This is a genomic window from Treponema sp. HNW, assembly GCF_050320395.1.
GTDB lineage: Bacteria > Spirochaetota > Spirochaetia > Treponematales > Treponemataceae > Treponema_C.
Genome location: NZ_CP144459.1, coordinates 2,243,048 through 2,260,842, shown reverse-complemented (window position 1 = coordinate 2,260,842; position 17,795 = coordinate 2,243,048). Strand labels below are relative to the sequence as shown.

Sequence of the window (17,795 nt, the reverse complement as noted above, 5' to 3'; positions counted from 1 at the left end):
TTTTATAGGAGTTTTTGAATGAAAAGATTTATCTTTGCAGCCTTACTTTTATCGGTATGTGCGGGTTTTGCTTTTGCCGCAGATCCCGTGGAAGGCTATTGGGTCAGCATTGACGAAGAGGGTAAATTAACCGCAGGATGGCGGATTTACGAACAAAGCGGCGTATTATACGGTAAAATCCTCGCCGTCGCCGGAAAGCCGCGCGACACTATTGCCTCCGATGTAAAAGAATCCTACAAGGATTTTCCCGTACAAGGGGCGGTCAATAAAATGACTGTAGTCGGTACTCCCTGGATTTGGGGCTTAACCAAAAAAAATGAAGGTCAATGGGCCGGCGGCAATATTATCGATCCTGCCGACGGTAAAATGTACAAATGTAAGATTACCTTCCGTGCCGCCGACGGCAAAAAATACAAGGAAGATACCCTTGAAATGCGCGGCGAAATCGGTATGGGAATCGGAAGAAGCCAATTTTGGAAAAAATCGACTCCCGAAGAAATAGATAAAATTCAATAGTATAAGCATACAGCCGTTGCCCGCCCGCTAAAATTGACGAATCGGTAATAAAGGTGTATTTTATAGATATGGACGATAAAACACATAATCAACAAAATGCATCGGAAAACGGCTGTACATCCTCATCGCAATCGAATTGTGCCGGCTGTACAAAAAATTGTTCTTCACGTAAAGAAGAAGCTTCCTCGCAGGGAAGTCATCCTCAGCACTCGCATAGCGATTTAAGTGCCGCTCCCCATCCCAAGTCGAAGATTAAAAAGGTGATAGGAGTTGTAAGCGGTAAGGGCGGGGTCGGAAAATCCCTTGTTACCTCTCTTTTAGCTTCTGCGGTTCAAAAAAAAGGCTTGCGCTCTGCGGTACTTGATGCCGATATTACGGGGCCCTCGATTCCCAAAGTTTTCGGTTTACACGGAAAAGCTATGGGTGATGAAAACGGCATATATCCGGTAGTTACCGACGGGGGCATTCAGGTTATGTCAATCAACTTTTTGCTGGAAAACGAAACCGATCCCGTTCTTTGGCGCGGCCCGGTTATTGCCGGAGCCGTCAAACAGTTTTGGACGGATGTTGTTTGGGAAGACGTGGATTGCATGTTTGTCGATATGCCGCCCGGAACGGGGGACGTGCCCTTAACCGTTTTTCAATCGCTGGCTGTTGACGGGATTGTCGTTGTTGCAAGTCCGCAGGAACTGGTCGGTATGATTGTCGAAAAGGCCGTAAAGATGGCGGATATGATGCATATTCCCGTTTTGGCCCTTGTGGAAAACATGAGCTATATCGAATGTCCCGGCTGTAATACAAAGATTGAAGTGTTCGGTAAAAGTCATGCCGAAGAGCTTGCGGCCAAGCACAATATTCCCCGCGCAATTAAGCTTCCTTTAGACCCGCAGTTTGCTTCGGCCTGCGATGCCGGGGCAATCGAAAAGCTTGACCGAAGCGAATTCGATGAGTTTATAGCTTCGCTGCTCTAAGGTTGACGGTTTCACGGGTTGACGATATTAACCGGATTTCCCGCCAAAAATTGTTTTAAATTATAGCAAGCGGCCGCAAGTAAGCGTTCCCGCGATTCCTTTGATGCCCATGCGATATGAGGCGTTATAATGCAGTTTTTTGCTTTCAAAAGAGGGTTATCGTCGGGAACGGGTTCTTTCGATGTAACGTCGGTTGCGTAATAAAATATCTTACCGCTGTTCAACGCTTCGGTCATGTCGGCTTCATTTACAATCGGGCCCCGTGCCGTATTGATAATAATGACGCCGTCCTTCATTTTTGTGATGGCGGCGCGGTTTATCATTTCTCTTGTTTCCGGCTGCAGCGGAACGTGTAAAGAAATCACATCGGCTTTTTGATACAGCTCGTCAAGTTCAACATAGGGTGCGATTTTCTCCCCCTCGGAAGTCCGGCTTCTCGAGTAGGCGGCAACATTCATACCGAAGGCTTGTGCAAGTTTTGCCGTCGCGCGGCCGATTTTACCGAAGCCGATTATTCCCATCGTTTTTCCGGCAAGTTCCGTAAGCGGATAATCCCAAAAGCACCATTGCGTATTGTCAGCCCCCCGCCGTTTAAATACCTGTTCGCTGTGATAGCCGACGTGATGGCATACTTCCAAAAGGAGGGCAAATACATATTGGGCGACGGCTTGGGTTCCGTAAGAAGGAATGTTTGCAACGGCGATACCCCTTTCTTTTGCCGCCTCCGTATCGATGATATTGTAACCCGTCGCAAGTACCCCGATGAATTTCAGATTCGGGCAAGCATCGACGGTTTCGCGTTTTATGGGGACTTTATTTGTAAAAATATAGGCGGCATCCGCGATGTGCGAAATAATGTCGTTTTTTTCGGTTGTTTCGTATATTGTTACATCGCCGAGTTTTTTTAATTCATTCCAGGACAGGTCTCCCGGATTTGCAGGATAACCGTCAAGTACGACAATTTTATTCATAGTATTTTAATTCCGGCATTGATTAATTTTCATCCGAATCCGTCAATGCCGTCATTATCCTCCTAGCGGCTCAAAATCACTTCGTTCAAAATATTTTCATATAATTCCTGCTTACCCGAAGCGGGGAGCACGTTATCGTAGGATTCGGCCAGGGATGCAAGCGTTTCAAACGTCATCCTGCCCGCTGCAAAGTCGGCACCCTTTCCGTTTGTAAAAGATGCATAGCGCTCTTTAAGCATGGTATCGAGTCTTCCGTCTTCAATAAGGGCGGCCGCCTTTTCCAAGCCGAGGGCAAACATATCCATACCGCCGATGTGGGCGATAAATAAATCTTCAGGGTCGCTCGAGTTCCTTCTGCGCTTTGCATCAAAGTTTAAGCCGCCCGTCTTAAAGCCTCCCATGCGTAAAACAGCTCTCATCGCCAAGGTTGTTTCATAGATGCTTGCGGGGAACTGATCCGTATCCCAGCCGTTTTGCGTATCGCCGCGGTTTGCGTCAATCGAACCGAGCATTCCCGCATCCGTGCATACAGTCAGTTCATGATAAAAGTCGTGTCCTGCAAGTTCCGCATGGTTTGCTTCTATGTTCAGCTTAAAGTCCTTGTCCAAACCATAGGTACGTAAAAAGCCCATAACCGTTTCGGCATCAAAGTCGTATTGGTGTTTTGTCGGCTCCATGGGTTTCGGCTCTATATAAAAACAGCCGGTAAATCCCTGCTTACGTGCATAGTCGCGCGCCATCGTTAAAAAGCGGGCAAGGTGTTCTTTTTCGGTCTTCATATCCGTGTTCAGTAATGACATATAACCTTCACGGCCGCCCCAAAAAGTGTAGCCTTCTCCTCCGAGTTTTATCGTAGCGTCTATGGCGCATTTTACCTGAGCGGCCGCATGGGCTACGATATCGAACTGCGGATTGGTCGCCGCCCCGTTCATAAAGCGCGGATTGCTGAATACGTTTGCCGTACCCCATAAAAGTTTAACGCCGGTTGCTTTTTGCCTTTCATATAAACCGTCGGTAATTTTAATAAGATTTTTTTCGCTTTCGGCCGGCGTTTTCCCTTCGGGGCTTATGTCCCTGTCATGCCAGCAATAGTAGGGCGCGCCTATTTTGGTGATAAACTCAAAAGCCGCGTCCGCTTTGTTTTCGGCGTTTGTCATCGCGTCCGTACTGCTGTTCCACGGAAACTTCATCGTTCCGGCTCCGAAGGGGTCTGCTCCTTCGGCACAAAAAGAATGCCAGTAGGCGATTGCAAAGCGCAAATGCTCTTTCATTGTTTTACCTAAAACGACTTTATTTTCATCGTAGTATTTAAATGAAAGCGGATTTTTTGATTGTGTTCCTTCAAACGTTATTTTACCGATACCGGGAAAATATTCGGTACTTCCTTTAAAATATGACATATAACCTCCTATAAAAATCTTTTTAAAACCTTTGCGGAAAGTGTCAACTTTCAAAAAGATTTTCAGCTGTGCGTGTATAAGGGCGTAAGCTTCCCTAAAATCTCGGTATAATCGGTATAGGCTTTTTCGTACTCGCCTGCCGCTTCTCCGGGAACCGCCGATTTTTCTTTGTTTAATTGAATGTGTTCACGGCAGAGTCTTTTTATCGCCTCTGCACCGCCTCCTTCGAGGCACCACAGTGCCTGTACGGCAGCTCCCAAGGCGGCGGCTTCTTCCGATGCGGGAACGCTGACCGGCACATTCATAATATCCGCGGCGATTTGCCTCCACAGGGGGCTTTTGGCACCGCCTCCGATAAGCCGTATTTCTTTGGGCTTAAAACCGAGTTTTTTAAACGCATCCAAGCCGCCTTTAAGGGCGAATACGGCGCTTTCCATTGCGGCGCGGCAAATGTTTTCGCGGTTTGAGTTCGTCATCGTAAGGCCGGTAATACTCGCCCGTCCTTTGGGTAAATTCGGTGTACGCTCCCCGTTAAAAAAGGGAAGTACCCGTACCCCCTGAGCGCCGGCAGGGGCCGCTTCTGCAAGGGTATCGAAGTCGGCAACCGATAAGCCGAACAGGGCGCGGATTTGTTCGGTTGCAACCGTACAGTTCATTGTGCATAAAAGCGGAAGCCAGCCGCCGGTTGAGGAGCAAAAACCCGATAAGCCCTGTTCGGGGTCGGCGATAGGGGTATCCGAATACCCGTAGAGGGTGCCCGAAGTTCCCATACTCATCGTTAAAAAGCCGTCGCTGACCGTTCCCGTGCCGATTGCGCCCATCATATTGTCGCCGCCCCCGGATGAAACCGGAATTCCTTCGGGGATTCCCAACATGCGGGAGGCTTTTTCCGATACCGTTCCGGCTTTTTTATCCGAGGCGATAAGGGGAGGAAGTAAATCGTACAAACCGTCATCGATAAGAGAACAGAGCTTTTGCGACCATGTACGTGATGAAGGGTTAAAGAGGGCCGTCCCCGAGGCGTCTCCGGCTTCCATAACATAATTTCCGGTTAATACAAAGTTGATGTAATCGTGGGGAAGTAAAATATAGCGGAGTTTTTTCCACGCTTCGGGAAAATGATTTTTCAGCCACAGTATTTTCGGGGCTGTAAAGCCGGGCAGCATGAGGTTTGCGGCCTCTTTTATAATTTCGGCTTTTCCGCCGGCCGCTTCGGTTAAAATGCGGCACTCTTCTGCGGTTGAAGTGTCGTTCCACAGTTTTACGTTGTAAAGAGCATTTCCGTCTTTATCCAGGGGAACAAAGCCGTGCTGTTGCCCCGATACGCCGACCGCCTGTATCCGGGAACGTAAATCGACAGGCAGTTTTTCGAAAGCGGTTTTTAACGCCGCATCGTACCGGTCGGTTTTTTGCTCTCGTGTGCCGTCCTCTTTGGAAATCAATTCCAGCGGGCAGGAGGCTTGTGCGGCTATTTGTTTTTTTTCGTAGTCGTATAAAACGACCTTTAAACTTTGAGTTCCTAAATCAATACCTGCTGCTATATTCATATGTACAGTCTCCTCCTTGTTATCCGTTTTTTCAATACCTGAAATTGATTTCAAATATTAAAAGTTGATTTTTTATTTGAGCAAAAACAATGCTTTGTCCAAATCTTCGATTAAAGAATCCGTATTTTCAAGGCCGATATGAAGGCGCAGTAAGCTCGGGTCGCCGTTTGTCGCCAAAAGCGGAAGAACAAGACTTTCGTAGCCTCCCCAGCTGACACCGATTCTAAACATCTTTAAACCGTCTACCGCCTTTTTGATTTTTTCTTCATCGCCGGTTTTCAACTTTATCGACAATAAACCGCAGCCTCCGCTCATTTGAGAAGATGCAAGGTTATAGTCGGGACTTTTCGGATGCATCGGATAGTATATTTTTTCAACTTCATTTTTTGTGTACAGATAATCGCATACAGCCAGAGCCGCTTTATGGTGATAGTCCAAACGGATTTTGAGGGTTCTCATGCCCCTTTGAATCAGCCATGCCTGGAAGGGGTCGGGAACGGCTCCGGTGGGTAAAAATTCCGTTTTAAAAATGTGTTCAATCGTTTTAGTATTTGATATAACACAGCCGCCGACGATGTCGCTGTGCCCGCCCAGATATTTTGAAGCCGAATGTACTACCGCATCCATACCGAGTGTAAGCGGATTTTGAAATACCGGGGTTGCCCATGTATTATCTATTATCGAAAATATGGAATTATTTTTACAGATTTCAACCAGAGCTTTTATATCCGAAACACTCATAAATAATGAACCCGGAGATTCGATATACAAAACCTTTGTGTTTTTACACACGGCTTTTTTTACCGCATCGATATCCCTTGTGTTTACAAAGGTAACGGAAACGTTAAAACGCTGTAAGTATACCGAGCACATATACTTTGTCCATGAATAGGCGCAGTCGGAACAGATAATATGGTCGCCGCTTTTCACTTGCGATAAAACAGCTGCGGATATGGCGGCAACCCCCGATGCAAAAAGTTTTGCACGTTCTCCTTTTTCGGCCATTGCGATGCGTTTTTCAACCTGCTCTACGGTAGGATTGTTTCCTCTCGAATACAGGTGGGAACAAAATTCGTTGCCGATTGCTTTTTGTAAATCATCCGTTGAATTAAAACAAAAAAGCGAGTTTTGAAAAAGCGGCATTGAAACCGGCCGTTCCATACTCGGAAACGAAAAATCATCGTCCGTAATAATATCTTCAATCCTATCCATACAAACCTTCTTATCTTTTAATGGGTTCAAACTCAAGCTCTTCACCTTCCACTTCCACGCAAATAACACGGTCTATATCCTTGTCCCGGTTTGGGGGAAGTTTTATAAGCCAGCTGCTGTCGCCTTCACAGGTGCAGCGTTCTTTTACCGCTAAAGGCGTTTTATCCTTGAGAAGATAGGCTTTAAGCGGTTTATTGTGTATATTCAGCAAATAGACCCTGTCCGAATCTTCGAAAACGTGGATAAAAAGTTTTCCGCTTTTATAGGTAAAATAACCCCAGTCGATATCATAGGGATAGGGCGGAATGGGAACCGTAGCATAAATACTGTCGCCGTTGTATTTTAAAAAGTTTCCTATTTCTTTTAATATTTCCGTACATTCGGCCGGTATTGAGCCGTCACTGCGGGGGCCGACATTCAGCAGATAATTTCCGCCGCGGGCAACGATTTTTACCAAACGCCTGATTATTTTTTTTGCACAAATCCAATCGGTATCGAATTTGTTATATCCCCACGAGTGATTTGTCGTTGCAGGCACTTCAAAACTGTAGCCTATCGGAAGCAGGGGAATAAAGTTATCGCCGGTTGTTACGTAATCTCCCAAGCCGTTTCCGATTCTGCCGCTTATCATACAATCGCTTTGAATATTTAAAACAAAGTCTTTTAATTCTTTCGATTGTTCGGCACTCATATACATGGGCGTGTCGAACCACAAGAGCTTTACCGGAGCGTAATTCGTCAACAATTCTTTTACCTGCGGAAGGCACTTGTTTCTAAAGTATGTTTCAAAATCTTTACCTTCGCCGTTTTCGCCGTCTTCGCAGCCGTCCGGATCGTGCCAATCCTGTGCCTGCGAATAATATAAGCCGAACGCGATGCCGTATTTATCGCAGGCATTTTTTAATTCTCTAATCGGGTCTTTTTTATAAGGCGTAATGCTTGTATTGTACGCATCGACTTTTGAGTGATACATTGCAAAGCCGTCGTGGTGCTTTGCCGTAAAAACCAGATATTTCATACCGCATTCTTTTGCAAGCCTTACAATCTTATCCGCATCGAAATGTTCTCCCGTAAAGGATGCGGCAAACTTTTCATATTCGCCGACGGGAATATGTAAGTCGTGCATAATCCATTCGGCAATGTTATCGGTTTTTACACCCTTATATTCGCCTGCGGGAACCGAGTAGATTCCCCAGTGAATAAACATACCGAATTTGGCGTCTTTCCACCATTGTTGTATCATAGTTATCCTCTTATCTTTGAACTGAGTACTTTTAAATCATGGTTGTAAATATACTCCTGTGCGGCAAGTGCGAGCGCAAGATTTCGTTCTTTACAGGCATATGCAATATCAAGATGATACGGAATCGTCAATATCCAATGCTCATCGGGATTCACATATATGCATTGATAATAGTCCAGAGAGTCTATGAGATTCAATATCAATTGTTTGAGGGTTTTTGAGCCCGCACAATCGTACAGCTTTGAATGAAATTCTCTGTCTGCCGCTACCGAGTATTCGCCTTTTTTTGCCAAGAGGGACATGCGTTTACCCGCCTTTAACAATTCGTCAAACAGGGCCTCCGTACCGTTTTCAACGGCCTTTTTTATAGCCAGTTTTTCCAGATTCATTCTGATTTCAAGAATATCGATAAAGTTAACTTCAAACAGTCGAACATCAACCTTGGCCTTCGTTTTTTTTAAATCCGAGTTTTTTAAAAAAGAGCCCTTGCCGATTTGTCTTACGATTATATCCCGATTTTCCAAAGATAAAAGCGCATTGCGCACCGAGTTTCTTCCCACCTTAAGTTTTAAAGAGAATTCGCGTTCCGAGGGAATCTTATCGCCGGTTCTCAAATGATTTTTTACGATATAATTGAGTATTTCGTCTTCGACCTTATCGGGAAGTAAATCTTTTTCTATGGGGTTTATTTTTACCGGAATATTTTGCACGCTTTGCCCCTTATTCTTTGACTGCCCCCGCGGTCAATCCCGCAACGACGAATCTTTGCATTACCGCAAACATAATCGCCGTCGGTAATAAGGCTAAAACGCCTCCGGCCATTAAAACGCCCCATTTGACATCGTATTTGCCTATTAATGACTTTAGTCCTATCGGTATTGTCCAAAAATTAGGCGTGTTTATAAAAATGGTTCCGGCAATCAATTCGTTCCATGCGCCGATAAAGGCAAATACAAAAACGGCAACGATGCCCGGAAACATTACCGGCAGTACTATTTTCCTGAGCGTTTGGAGCTTTGTACAGCCGTCTACGGTTGCCGCTTCTTCCAATGTATAGGGAATCCGTTCAAAAAAACTTCTCATTGTGATAACGCAAAACGGAAGGTTCGAAATCAGATAAAAGATAAAAAGACTTAACCTCGTATTGACAATATTCATTTTTGAAAAAATAATGTACAGAGGAATGATGACCAAAATACCGGGAATCATCTGCGTTACAAGAAAAAACAGTAAAAAGAGGGTTTTTGTATCGAATTTATAGCGGGCAAGACCGTAGCCGCCGAATATCGAAAGCATTGTAACACAAAAGCCCGCCGACAAGGAAATAATCAGGCTGTTTTTCAACATATTGCCGTAATCGTACATGGAAAACAATTGGTTATAGTTTTCAGGGGTAAATTTTTCGGGAAAATAAGTAAGTCTTTGGGCATTAATTATTTCCGTATTATATTTAAATGAAGTTATAACCATCCAGTATATGGGAAAAAGAACAAAGGCTAAATATAAGCCAAGCACTATAATTTTTCCGGTGTGTAAAAATACTTTTTTCGACTGATGATCCATAATTAAAAATCTCCGGCACTGTTATATTTTGTTGTTGTTAAAAATACCGTTACATAGACTACCAAAATACCCATCAAAATAACTCCGAGAGCGGATGCCAAGCCGAAATCGTAGGCGGCAAAGGCTTTGGTGTACATATACGACGGCAGGGTTTGCGAATAGTTTGCCGGCCCGCCGTTTGTGATAATAACAATCATATCGAATGAGTTAAAAATCCAAATGGTACGCAAAAGAATCGTAACGATTATTGTCGGCTTAATATACGGTAATATGATTTGAAAAAATCTTCTTGCAGGAGAGCAGCCGTCCAAATATGAAGCTTCATAAATATCATAGGGAATGGACTGCAAGGATGCCAATATCATAATGGCAAAAAAAGGCACTCCCATCCAAATCATCGCAAGAATGACAACGACCAGTGAAAGGCCCGGAGTACCCAGCCATGCGATTTTCTCGGAAATTGCACCGAGGCGAATCAGTAAATCGTTTACAACTCCGTATTCTCCGTTAAAAGACCAGCGATGCATTAAACCGATAACAAAGGCCGAAAAAGCCCAGGGAAGAAAAACTATCGATTGATACAGTCCCCTGCCTTTAAAAGGTTTTTTTAGAGCAAAGGCCAATCCCATACCGAGTAAAAATTGTCCTATAACCGAACAAATAACATATATAAAAGAATTTTTTATAATAAGGGCGATATCCGAATCGGAAAATAAATTTTTAAAATTTGCAAATTGATTAAAATATATTTTATTCGGCTGTGTTAATTTATAATTTTGAAAAGCCATTATAAGAGTCCGTATCAGAGGAAAACCGAACATAATCAGCAAGAGGATAACGGTCGGCAAAAGAAAGGCAAAGGGTTCCGCTTTTTTTGCCGTATTCATCTTAAAGAGTTGTTTCCCCGATTTTCCGACGGAATTATTGATTATAAACATGCCGCCGATACAAAGCAGGGCAAAAAACATCAAAAAACTTATTAATATAACCATATTTTATTCCTGAAAGTGGAAGAAGGGGCGTCTTAAAACCGATTTTCCAAGACAACCCCGCTTCCTTAATTATTACATTAGTTTAATCCCTTAGGCAGCTCTACCTTTGTGTCGGGATTGTCCGCCAAATATTTTTTCATTCGCGCTTCAAGTTCATTGCTTACATTTTTCAAAGATGTTTCGGCGCTTTGTTTACCCAAAAGATATTTTTGAATTTCTTCATGCATGGGGCCCTGGTGTAAATCCGTCAGGGGGAAGGGGCCGAAGGCACAGGGAACGACCATGTCTTTATCGTTTAACTGCTGAACGAATGTTGCATAGGGGCCGTTGGGGCCGTAGTACGGATCGTTGCCGACGGCCTTTTTAATCGGGATAAGACCGGTCAGTTTGCAGTAATTGATATTATTGTCGGGCCGGGTAAGGAACTGGATCAGCTTCCATGCGGCTTCTTTTTGTTTTGAATTTGAGGCGATGGAGTATGCATAGGGAGAATTTACCGTATTGTAAATCTTTCCGTCCTTATCGCTCTTGGGCATGGGCATAACCATCCACTGTTCCGGCTTTAAAGACGCTATACAGGTTGCGGCAACTTCGGAATCGTTGATTAAGGTTCCCGTTAAACCGCCGCAAAAGTTGTCTACCATTTCAACAAAACCCCAGTTGATTGCATCCTTGGGTGCATAGCCGTTCAAATAAACGGAACACCATTTTTTATATGCTTCAATACATTCGGCATTGTCAAATAATGCTTCGCCGTTATCCGCATAAGCGCGGCCGCCGGTAAAACTTTCTAGGTATACGAACAAGGGGTCGAATGCTCCGCGCGCTCCGCGGTAAGAGGTGCCGTATTGTTTTTTTGCGGGATTGGTCAGCTTTTTTACGGTTTCAAAAAAATCGTTGTAGGTCCAGCCCTTTTTGGGGTCGAGATTCAAACCGGCTTCTTTTGCCCAGTCTTTTCTGACAAATACACCTTTTACCATCATGCCGTCGGGTACGGTGTAAATACCGCGGTACAATTCCTTTTCGGCTTTCCATACCAGTTTTGTAACCGTATCGGCATATTCGTCATAGGTATTTCCGATATAGGGGGCAAGAGGTTCAAGCCATCCGGCTTCGGTAAACTGCCCGAGCCATCCGGCCCATGTGGTAATCACATCGGGTAAATCTTTTGATGCACCCAATACGGTCAGTTTGTTTGCGGCATCGTCCCAAGGGACGCTTTCGTAAACAACCGAAATACCGGTTTCGTTTTTGAACTGAGCAAAAACATCGGTATAATATTCCTGCCTTGACGGACTCGGATTGACATCGAGAAAACGCAGTCGGGCGCCTTCCCCGCTTCCGGAGTCTTTACCGCCTGCGGCAAAAACCGAACCGAGAATTAAAATAGAGAGTACCGTTGAAAGTACTTTTTTCATAAAATCCTCCTTACGTCTGTTTTATGAATGGTTCTATTTAAGAACCTTTTATCAAATTATAAACCCGATATCTCTATCTGTCAACGATATTTTGAGGGAGGAGGTTCTGAAAAGGTGCAGGTAAAGCCCGGCTTAAATCGAAAAATACACCGCAAAAAAGTGCAGGACGCTTCCGGCCATGACAAAGAGGTGCCAAATCGAATGCATCCATTTGCGGTTTTTCATTGCATAAAACAAAACACCGGCCGTATAGGCAAGTCCGCCGCCGATTAAAAACATAATGCTTATATTCGGTAAAACGCGGTATATGGACTTAAAGGCAAAGATAATGAGCCAGCCCATAAGGATGTAGGTAATCACCGAGGCGGTGCGCAGCTTGTTGCCGAATATCGAGTATAGGGTAATACCGATTACCGCCAAGAGCCAAATAATACCGAAAACCGTCCAGCCGAGAACTCCCCGTAATGAGGCAAGGCAAAAGGGGGTATAGGTTCCGGCAATTAAAATATAAATAGATGCGTGATCAAAGACTGAAAAAACGCTTTTTGCCTTGGGCGGGGTGAGCGCGTGGTAGAGCGTGGACATAAGATAGAGAATAACGAGGGATGAGCCGAACAATGTCCAGCTTACGACATAGTAGGCGGTTTGCCCTTCGGGGGAACGGAGAGCCGCTTTTACAATTAAAAGCACCAAAGCCGCAATGGCAAGCCCCGCCCCGATTCCGTGGGTAATCGAGTTGAATATTTCTTCGCCGATTGAATAACGCTTTGTGCGATTGCGGTATTCTTCGCGCTTTGCTTCGCGGTAACGCCGTCTGTTTTCTTTTTTACATGCGCGGTCTATAGCCTTTTTATTGTCGGCCAAGAGTTTAAGCTGCATTTCGTATTTTACGTTTTCAATATCTTCTTTTGCCTTGCGTTTTATTTCCTGAATCCGTAATTCGGCTTCTTCGCGGATTGTCAGTTCAAGATCTTTATGTGCTGAATTATTCATCGTTCCTCCGGTATATTTAGACTCTGTTTACGGGTTTTGTAAGGCACTGCCGCCGCCTTTCGTATAATAAAATACCTGCGGCAACGGATACGTTTAAGCTGTCCAATTTTCCGCAGCAGGGTATGGCTATAAAGCCGTCGCATTTTTTTGCCAAAAGGCGGCCGATGCCCGCCCCCTCGCTTCCCATAATGAGGGCGATATTTCCCGTCAAATCGAGGCTGTGTGCGGCACTTCCGCCTGCGGCTGCCCCGTATACCCAAAAGCCGGCTTCCTGCAATTTTTCGACCGCGCGAACCAAATTGGTTACGACCGCTGTCGGTACCCATGCCGAGGCTCCGGCACTTGAGCGTTCAATAACCGCCGATTCGCTTGCGCCCCGCTTTTCCGGAAGCACGAGTAAGTCCGCTCCGAGCTGATCGCAGCTTCGTATTACCGCGCCGACATTGTGAGGGTCGGTTACCGAATCCAAAATCACAACAAGGGCTCCTCTTTTTTCACGTTCGCAGGTTTTACGCAGTTCCGCAAGAAAAGAATCAAAGTCTGTTTCTTTTCGCTGCGGTTCCTTGCCGCCGACGGTAAGCACAATTCCGCGGTGGTCGCGGGCCGCTTCGTTTAAATTGCGTACCAGAGCCTCCAAGTGTGCATTGTCCGTTTGTACGACGGGTACGCCGATTTTACGCGCAAGCTCTATAATTTTTTTTACGCGCGGACCCGCCTTTGCGTAGCGGATTTCGGTTTCCGGTTCAATATGTTTTCCTGCCGGAGCCCGAGCTTCCAAACTGCGAAGATATTCTTCTATTGTATGAAATCCCGTTTTTATTTGCATAGGTTTTTAGAGGCCGAAACAAGGGCATTGTTGCGGGCTATCTCCCGCAACAGTGTTTATATTTCTTGCCGGAACCGCAGGGGCAGCTTTCGTTGCGTCCGACCTTTTTACCCTCGCGCATAATCGTAACGGGTGTAACGCTGCCCGATTTATAGAGCCAGCGCCCCTTTTCTTTTACGAATTCGGCCCGTTCTTTATGCACATCCTTTAAGCTCTTACGCTTATAAGCTGCCGTAAATTCAACAATGCCGCTCGTATCGTTTTCGCCGCCCTTTTCGGTGCGTAAAATCGTCAAACCCAGCCATTCGGATTCTTCGCTCCATCGCCGCGTTTCTTCGGTATCGACGGACGATTCGCCTTCTTCGCGCACACAGCTTGAAATAATAAAATCGATATTATGTACCGCGTAGGCCGAATAACGGGCACGCATTAAACGTTCGGCGGTGGGTGCGGCGGTTTTACCGCTTATAATCGGTTCGCAGCAGGTATTGAAGCTTTCCCCCGAACCGCAGGGGCATAGAATCTCCGTTTCTTTCATATGTATATTATACGGTTATGTACTTCGGCGGTCAATGACACTAAATACGGTGCATGGCGTTGAATACGCGCTCATGCATAATGTGAATATCGACATCCAATTCTTTACCCAGTTCTTCCGCTTTTTCGCGCAATTCGGCAATCGTAATGGAAGACTGAGATACATCCGCAACCATCATCATAATAAAGTTTCCCGATAAAATCGTTTGGCTTATATCGGCAATATTTATATTGTATGAAAAAAGAGCCGAGCTTACCTTTGCAATAATGCCCGAGCGGTCCGTTCCCGAAACGGTAATAACAACATTCATCGTATCCATAGAGCTTATTTTACTTGTAAGAAGTGAAGCGGTCAAGAACTCCGTATCGGGATTTGATAAGAAAAAAGCCCTTCGGAAGAGCTCGGGTTGACTACGGCACAGAAAGGAGTTTTCTACCGCTGCTTCCTTCCGGATCTGACGGGGTTTGAAAACATTTCTTGCATAGGACCCGAACTCATCCCAAGAGCCTTGAGCCGTGCATAATCGAATAAACATTTACCGGGAACTGCGGAGAGAGGGGGATTCGAACCCCCGGTACCTTTCAGTACACAGCCTTTCCAAGACTGCACCATCGACCGCTCGGACATCTCTCCAAAACCAACCCGTACACATATTTTCGGACAATCCGCTTTTATTACTCTGTATGCAAAAAGAGCGGAGAGAGGGGGATTCGAACCCCCGGTACCTTGCGGTACAACGGTTTTCGAGACCGCCCGATTCGACCGCTCTCGCATCTCTCCATAGGTACGTGTTGTTACGAGACTAAGAGGGTTCGAACCTCCGGCCTTCAGATCCGCAATCTGACGCTCTATCCAGCTGAGCTATAGTCTCATTCAATAATCCGCCGAAACAAAACCGCAGGATTTTATTCGGTACGGAGCAGGGGGGATTCGAACCCCCGATACCCTTTAGGGGTATAACTCCTTAGCAGGGAGCCACCTTCGGCCTCTCGGTCACCGCTCCAAACAGTTTCTGCAAGAGCGGAGCAGGGGGGATTCGAACCCCCGGTACCTTGCGGCACAACGGTTTTCAAGACCGCCTCCTTAAACCACTCGGACACCGCTCCATACAGTTCGTCTATTTTATACTAAAAGCCCCTTGTGTGTCAACGGGTTTTTTCCAATATTGACAAGGGCAAAAAACGGGGTGTAAGATATAAGCGTCATATACATACGGTGATTGTTACCGGACTGTGTACCTTTATAAATTGAGCTGAAAGCAGCCTTGTATCTAAGGAAATAGCGATGAAAATAAACCATAATTTTGCCGCGGTTTGTATTGTATTGGGAGTGGTACTGTTCGGTATATCCATGAGGTTTGACCATATAATCGGCGGGAATGCCGTGAGGGGGTATCGCGAAGACGGGGTATACATGGTGCACGATAAATCGAAAAATGTTTTTATGCAAGTATCAAAGCCGGTATGGTACATAAATTACGTGTATACCTGTATTACAATGATGTCCGTCGGGACAGCTGCCTTTTTTTGTATATATCTTAATTATAAGTATTTATAATTTTTGTGGCAGCGGGAGGTTTGTATGCGCATACTGGTGTATGGAGGGTTTATACTGTATATAATTGTTGTGGTTATTTCGGGCATACCTTTAAGAATCAAACTGAAAAAAAAGTACCCGGATATTCTGAAGTCAAGAAGATTGGATAACTTAACGGCGGATATGTTTGAACACTGCGAACAAACGGAAGAATTAAAAGAAATTTTGGCTCGGTTAAAGATATATCAGGCCTATTCTTTAACGGGCTTTTCCATATGGGGGGCTGTGATAGCGGTAGATATACTTTTTTTTGGATAACGGGCAGGTATTATAGATGAAGTGGGTTAATAAATTGGCTTTATTTTGTGTTGTATGCGCGATTGTTTTGCGTATAGGTGCTGTCGTTTTCGATCGCAAAATCGGCGGTAATGCCGACCGCGGCGGTTGTTGTAACGATGGGATGTATATGGTGTATGATGACGTAAAAGAGGTGTATACGCATGTATCAAAGCCGCTGTGGTACATAAATTACGTGTATACTCAAATTGATATGTTTTTTTTGTATTTGGGCTGTGTCTCCGCAGCATATCTTTTTTTAGAATATATTCTTCTACCTTTACTAAAAAAATTAATGGAATTGGACCGCAGATATGGAAGGGAATGAAAGACGGTAAAATAGGGGGGAGTGCAGACGCTTCCTTAATTAAATATACGGCAAATGTTGATGTATCGGCCTTTGGCCAAACACTGAGAGTTGAAGGAGCGTTCGGGTTAGGAGCAGGAGTCGGCAAATCTTTTGGCATGGGAATATTTAGGCAAACCTCCTCTGGCGGAATATTGTTTGAAAGTAATATCTATCTAAGGAGCCGGTAATGAAAATAAACCATAATTTTGCCGCGGTTTGTATTGTATTGGGAGTTGTGCTGCTTGTAGGTTCCGGCCTTTTTGACCATATAATCGGCGGGAATGCCGTAAAGGGGTACCATAAAGAAGAGGTATATATGGTGTATGACAAAAAAGCGGAATTGCATAATCAAGTATCAAAATATGTATGGTATATAAATTATGCATACACCGTGGTTGCCATAGTGTTTACCGGAGCAGGCAGCTTTTTTATTGCCCACCTTGCTCTTAAGTATTTGTAATGTATTGTTAAAGAGTCGGGCTTATGATACGGATTTTGATTTATTGGTTTATGCTAATATATTTATGCAGTGTTTTTATTGCCGGTGCACTGTTGCGGTTTGAGTTTAGAAAAAAATATGCAAAAGAAATCGGTATAAAAAACTTTAAAAAAGTGACAGAAAATGATTTTGAAAAATATGAACAGACGAAAGATTTAAAAAGTTTTTTGCGGCGCTTAAAAATCTTCCAATTTAATTATTTTATAGGTTGGCCGTTGTGTGCCGCTTTTGTTTCGATCGATCAATTCTTTTTCATATAAAAGCGGTATAAGGAGTGAAAGTGAGGTGGATTAACCGATTGGCATTATTCTGTATAATCTTCGGAACTGTTTTGTTTATAGGTCTCGTTATTTTTGACCATATAATCGGCGGAAATGCCGACAGCGGCTATCATAGAGAGGCAATATATATAGTCTATAATAAAAAAGCGGATAGGCATGTTCAAGTATCAAAAACGATATGGTATGCGAATTATGCGTATACGCAGATTTCAACGTTCTTTTTTTTCTTAGGGTGCATTTCTGCCGGATATTTTTATCTAATGTATATTTGCATACCGATATGGCGGAAATTAAAAACACAAAAACAGGAAAAAGAAATTTTATAGGATAGTATTGTCGTGTTTGTTTGAGGAGAGTATGAATAAAACATCAAAAACACCGCTTGCAATCGGATCGTTTTTTGCTTTTGTTGTTTGGCTTGTGCGGTTTATCGTGTCGGCTGTTACGGGAATCAAAGGGCGGTTGGGAGATATTGCCGTGCTGCTTTTTTGGGGGGGGCGGAATAGGACTTCTTGCATCTATTTCTATATGTGATATTTCCGTAACTGAAAAGGGTTTTACGGAAATATCGGTTTTTGCCCCGGTATAAACGGATACGGCGCTG

The 17,795-nt window shown here is 44.5% G+C and carries 21 protein-coding genes, 5 tRNA genes and 1 other RNA gene; 7 read left to right on the top strand and 20 right to left on the bottom strand.

Annotated elements, in window-relative coordinates; translation table 11 throughout:
* The first annotated feature begins 18 nt into the window (after positions 1–18).
* Positions 19–516, top strand: a complete 498-nt coding sequence (locus V1L52_RS10590; protein ID WP_428769473.1) for a DUF2147 domain-containing protein — start codon at positions 19–21, stop codon at positions 514–516.
* Positions 517–584: 68 nt separating this feature from the next.
* Positions 585–1,487 (top strand): P-loop NTPase, encoded by a 903-nt coding sequence (locus V1L52_RS10585; protein WP_428769471.1) that lies wholly within the window; start codon positions 585–587, stop codon positions 1,485–1,487.
* An 11-nt stretch (positions 1,488–1,498) separates the two neighbouring features.
* Here V1L52_RS10585 and V1L52_RS10580 read toward each other — a convergent pair whose 3' ends face one another.
* The 19 genes from V1L52_RS10580 to V1L52_RS10490 form a co-directional block, all read right to left on the bottom strand.
* A complete protein-coding gene (locus V1L52_RS10580) occupies positions 1,499–2,458 on the bottom strand; it encodes a D-2-hydroxyacid dehydrogenase (RefSeq protein WP_428769469.1) in 960 nt (319 codons plus the stop codon).
* A 62-nt stretch (positions 2,459–2,520) separates the two neighbouring features.
* The gene (gene xylA / locus V1L52_RS10575; protein WP_428769467.1) at positions 2,521–3,858 is read right to left on the bottom strand and encodes a xylose isomerase; all 1,338 of its coding nucleotides are present in this window, start codon (positions 3,856–3,858) and stop codon (positions 2,521–2,523) included.
* Positions 3,859–3,920: 62 nt separating this feature from the next.
* A complete protein-coding gene (gene xylB / locus V1L52_RS10570; protein WP_428769465.1) occupies positions 3,921–5,405 on the bottom strand; it encodes a xylulokinase in 1,485 nt (494 codons plus the stop codon).
* Positions 5,406–5,477: 72 nt separating this feature from the next.
* Positions 5,478–6,617 carry an aminotransferase class I/II-fold pyridoxal phosphate-dependent enzyme gene (locus V1L52_RS10565; protein WP_428769463.1) on the bottom strand — a complete coding sequence of 380 codons (1,140 nt, stop codon included), beginning with the start codon at positions 6,615–6,617 and terminating at the stop codon, positions 5,478–5,480.
* 10 nt (positions 6,618–6,627) lie between these two features.
* Positions 6,628–7,860: an alpha-L-fucosidase gene (locus tag V1L52_RS10560; RefSeq protein ID WP_428769461.1), complete on the bottom strand. Its 1,233-nt coding sequence runs from the start codon at positions 7,858–7,860 to the stop codon at positions 6,628–6,630.
* Between the two features lie 2 nt (positions 7,861–7,862).
* A complete protein-coding gene (locus V1L52_RS10555; protein ID WP_428769459.1) occupies positions 7,863–8,570 on the bottom strand; it encodes a FadR/GntR family transcriptional regulator in 708 nt (235 codons plus the stop codon).
* Positions 8,571–8,580: 10 nt separating this feature from the next.
* Positions 8,581–9,423: a carbohydrate ABC transporter permease gene (locus V1L52_RS10550; protein ID WP_428769457.1), complete on the bottom strand. Its 843-nt coding sequence runs from the start codon at positions 9,421–9,423 to the stop codon at positions 8,581–8,583.
* A 2-nt stretch (positions 9,424–9,425) separates the two neighbouring features.
* Positions 9,426–10,415: a carbohydrate ABC transporter permease gene (locus V1L52_RS10545; RefSeq protein ID WP_428769455.1), complete on the bottom strand. Its 990-nt coding sequence runs from the start codon at positions 10,413–10,415 to the stop codon at positions 9,426–9,428.
* 77 nt (positions 10,416–10,492) lie between these two features.
* Positions 10,493–11,833 carry an ABC transporter substrate-binding protein gene (locus tag V1L52_RS10540; RefSeq protein WP_428769453.1) on the bottom strand — a complete coding sequence of 447 codons (1,341 nt, stop codon included), beginning with the start codon at positions 11,831–11,833 and terminating at the stop codon, positions 10,493–10,495.
* 132 nt (positions 11,834–11,965) lie between these two features.
* Positions 11,966–12,712 (bottom strand): PAQR family membrane homeostasis protein TrhA, encoded by a 747-nt coding sequence (trhA, locus tag V1L52_RS10535; RefSeq protein ID WP_428771828.1) that lies wholly within the window; start codon positions 12,710–12,712, stop codon positions 11,966–11,968.
* A 130-nt stretch (positions 12,713–12,842) separates the two neighbouring features.
* On the bottom strand, positions 12,843–13,652 hold the full coding sequence (gene rlmB, locus V1L52_RS10530) for a 23S rRNA (guanosine(2251)-2'-O)-methyltransferase RlmB (protein ID WP_428769451.1): 810 nt from the start codon (positions 13,650–13,652) through the stop codon (positions 12,843–12,845).
* A gap of 37 nt (positions 13,653–13,689) precedes the next feature.
* Positions 13,690–14,190: a YchJ family protein gene (locus V1L52_RS10525; protein ID WP_428769449.1), complete on the bottom strand. Its 501-nt coding sequence runs from the start codon at positions 14,188–14,190 to the stop codon at positions 13,690–13,692.
* A gap of 40 nt (positions 14,191–14,230) precedes the next feature.
* Positions 14,231–14,509, bottom strand: a complete 279-nt coding sequence (locus V1L52_RS10520; protein WP_428769447.1) for an ACT domain-containing protein — start codon at positions 14,507–14,509, stop codon at positions 14,231–14,233.
* A gap of 77 nt (positions 14,510–14,586) precedes the next feature.
* Positions 14,587–14,684, bottom strand: an RNA gene (gene ffs / locus V1L52_RS10515) — signal recognition particle sRNA small type.
* A 54-nt stretch (positions 14,685–14,738) separates the two neighbouring features.
* Positions 14,739–14,823 (bottom strand) — tRNA-Ser (locus V1L52_RS10510).
* Positions 14,824–14,885: 62 nt separating this feature from the next.
* Positions 14,886–14,970: transfer RNA gene (locus V1L52_RS10505), tRNA-Ser, on the bottom strand.
* Positions 14,971–14,987: 17 nt separating this feature from the next.
* Positions 14,988–15,061: transfer RNA gene (locus V1L52_RS10500), tRNA-Arg, on the bottom strand.
* 44 nt (positions 15,062–15,105) lie between these two features.
* Positions 15,106–15,193 (bottom strand) — tRNA-Ser (locus V1L52_RS10495).
* An 18-nt stretch (positions 15,194–15,211) separates the two neighbouring features.
* Positions 15,212–15,296, bottom strand: a tRNA-Ser gene (locus V1L52_RS10490).
* Between the two features lie 178 nt (positions 15,297–15,474).
* On the opposite strand from V1L52_RS10490, the gene V1L52_RS10485 reads away from it, so the two are divergent.
* Positions 15,475–15,747, top strand: a complete 273-nt coding sequence (locus V1L52_RS10485) for a hypothetical protein (protein WP_428769445.1) — start codon at positions 15,475–15,477, stop codon at positions 15,745–15,747.
* 24 nt (positions 15,748–15,771) lie between these two features.
* The gene (locus V1L52_RS10480; RefSeq protein WP_428769443.1) at positions 15,772–16,044 is read left to right on the top strand and encodes a hypothetical protein; all 273 of its coding nucleotides are present in this window, start codon (positions 15,772–15,774) and stop codon (positions 16,042–16,044) included.
* Between the two features lie 40 nt (positions 16,045–16,084).
* Here the strand turns inward: V1L52_RS10480 and V1L52_RS10475 are convergent, their stop codons facing one another.
* Positions 16,085–16,228: a hypothetical protein gene (locus V1L52_RS10475; RefSeq protein ID WP_428769441.1), complete on the bottom strand. Its 144-nt coding sequence runs from the start codon at positions 16,226–16,228 to the stop codon at positions 16,085–16,087.
* Positions 16,229–16,598: 370 nt separating this feature from the next.
* Between V1L52_RS10475 and V1L52_RS10470 the strand changes: the two genes are divergently transcribed.
* From V1L52_RS10470 to V1L52_RS10460, 3 genes are all read left to right on the top strand, one after another.
* Complete coding sequence (locus V1L52_RS10470) at positions 16,599–16,871, top strand: hypothetical protein (RefSeq protein ID WP_428769439.1); 273 nt, start codon at positions 16,599–16,601, stop codon at positions 16,869–16,871.
* Positions 16,872–16,894: 23 nt separating this feature from the next.
* On the top strand, positions 16,895–17,170 hold the full coding sequence (locus V1L52_RS10465) for a hypothetical protein (protein WP_428769437.1): 276 nt from the start codon (positions 16,895–16,897) through the stop codon (positions 17,168–17,170).
* A 378-nt stretch (positions 17,171–17,548) separates the two neighbouring features.
* Positions 17,549–17,725: a hypothetical protein gene (locus tag V1L52_RS10460; protein ID WP_428769435.1), complete on the top strand. Its 177-nt coding sequence runs from the start codon at positions 17,549–17,551 to the stop codon at positions 17,723–17,725.
* Positions 17,726–17,795 lie beyond the last annotated feature (70 nt).

Excerpts from the sequence above, each read along its gene's own strand:
- V1L52_RS10590 (WP_428769473.1), top strand. The coding sequence starts at position 19 with ATGAAAAGATTTATCTTTGCAGCCTTACTTTTATCGGTATGTGCGGGT.
- V1L52_RS10585 (WP_428769471.1), top strand. The coding sequence starts at position 585 with ATGGACGATAAAACACATAATCAACAAAATGCATCGGAAAACGGCTGT.
- V1L52_RS10580 (WP_428769469.1), bottom strand. The coding sequence starts at position 2,458 with ATGAATAAAATTGTCGTACTTGACGGTTATCCTGCAAATCCGGGAGAC.
- xylA (WP_428769467.1), bottom strand. The coding sequence starts at position 3,858 with ATGTCATATTTTAAAGGAAGTACCGAATATTTTCCCGGTATCGGTAAA.
- xylB (WP_428769465.1), bottom strand. The coding sequence starts at position 5,405 with ATGAATATAGCAGCAGGTATTGATTTAGGAACTCAAAGTTTAAAGGTC.
- V1L52_RS10565 (WP_428769463.1), bottom strand. The coding sequence starts at position 6,617 with ATGGATAGGATTGAAGATATTATTACGGACGATGATTTTTCGTTTCCG.
- V1L52_RS10560 (WP_428769461.1), bottom strand. The coding sequence starts at position 7,860 with ATGATACAACAATGGTGGAAAGACGCCAAATTCGGTATGTTTATTCAC.
- V1L52_RS10550 (WP_428769457.1), bottom strand. The coding sequence starts at position 9,423 with ATGGATCATCAGTCGAAAAAAGTATTTTTACACACCGGAAAAATTATA.
- V1L52_RS10545 (WP_428769455.1), bottom strand. The coding sequence starts at position 10,415 with ATGGTTATATTAATAAGTTTTTTGATGTTTTTTGCCCTGCTTTGTATC.
- V1L52_RS10540 (WP_428769453.1), bottom strand. The coding sequence starts at position 11,833 with ATGAAAAAAGTACTTTCAACGGTACTCTCTATTTTAATTCTCGGTTCG.
- trhA (WP_428771828.1), bottom strand. The coding sequence starts at position 12,712 with ATGCAGCTTAAACTCTTGGCCGACAATAAAAAGGCTATAGACCGCGCA.
- rlmB (WP_428769451.1), bottom strand. The coding sequence starts at position 13,652 with ATGCAAATAAAAACGGGATTTCATACAATAGAAGAATATCTTCGCAGT.
- V1L52_RS10525 (WP_428769449.1), bottom strand. The coding sequence starts at position 14,190 with ATGAAAGAAACGGAGATTCTATGCCCCTGCGGTTCGGGGGAAAGCTTC.
- V1L52_RS10520 (WP_428769447.1), bottom strand. The coding sequence starts at position 14,509 with ATGGATACGATGAATGTTGTTATTACCGTTTCGGGAACGGACCGCTCG.
- V1L52_RS10485 (WP_428769445.1), top strand. The coding sequence starts at position 15,475 with ATGAAAATAAACCATAATTTTGCCGCGGTTTGTATTGTATTGGGAGTG.
- V1L52_RS10480 (WP_428769443.1), top strand. The coding sequence starts at position 15,772 with ATGCGCATACTGGTGTATGGAGGGTTTATACTGTATATAATTGTTGTG.
- V1L52_RS10475 (WP_428769441.1), bottom strand. The coding sequence starts at position 16,228 with ATGCGTATACACCTCTTTTACGTCATCATACACCATATACATCCCATC.
- V1L52_RS10470 (WP_428769439.1), top strand. The coding sequence starts at position 16,599 with ATGAAAATAAACCATAATTTTGCCGCGGTTTGTATTGTATTGGGAGTT.
- V1L52_RS10465 (WP_428769437.1), top strand. The coding sequence starts at position 16,895 with ATGATACGGATTTTGATTTATTGGTTTATGCTAATATATTTATGCAGT.
- V1L52_RS10460 (WP_428769435.1), top strand. The coding sequence starts at position 17,549 with ATGAATAAAACATCAAAAACACCGCTTGCAATCGGATCGTTTTTTGCT.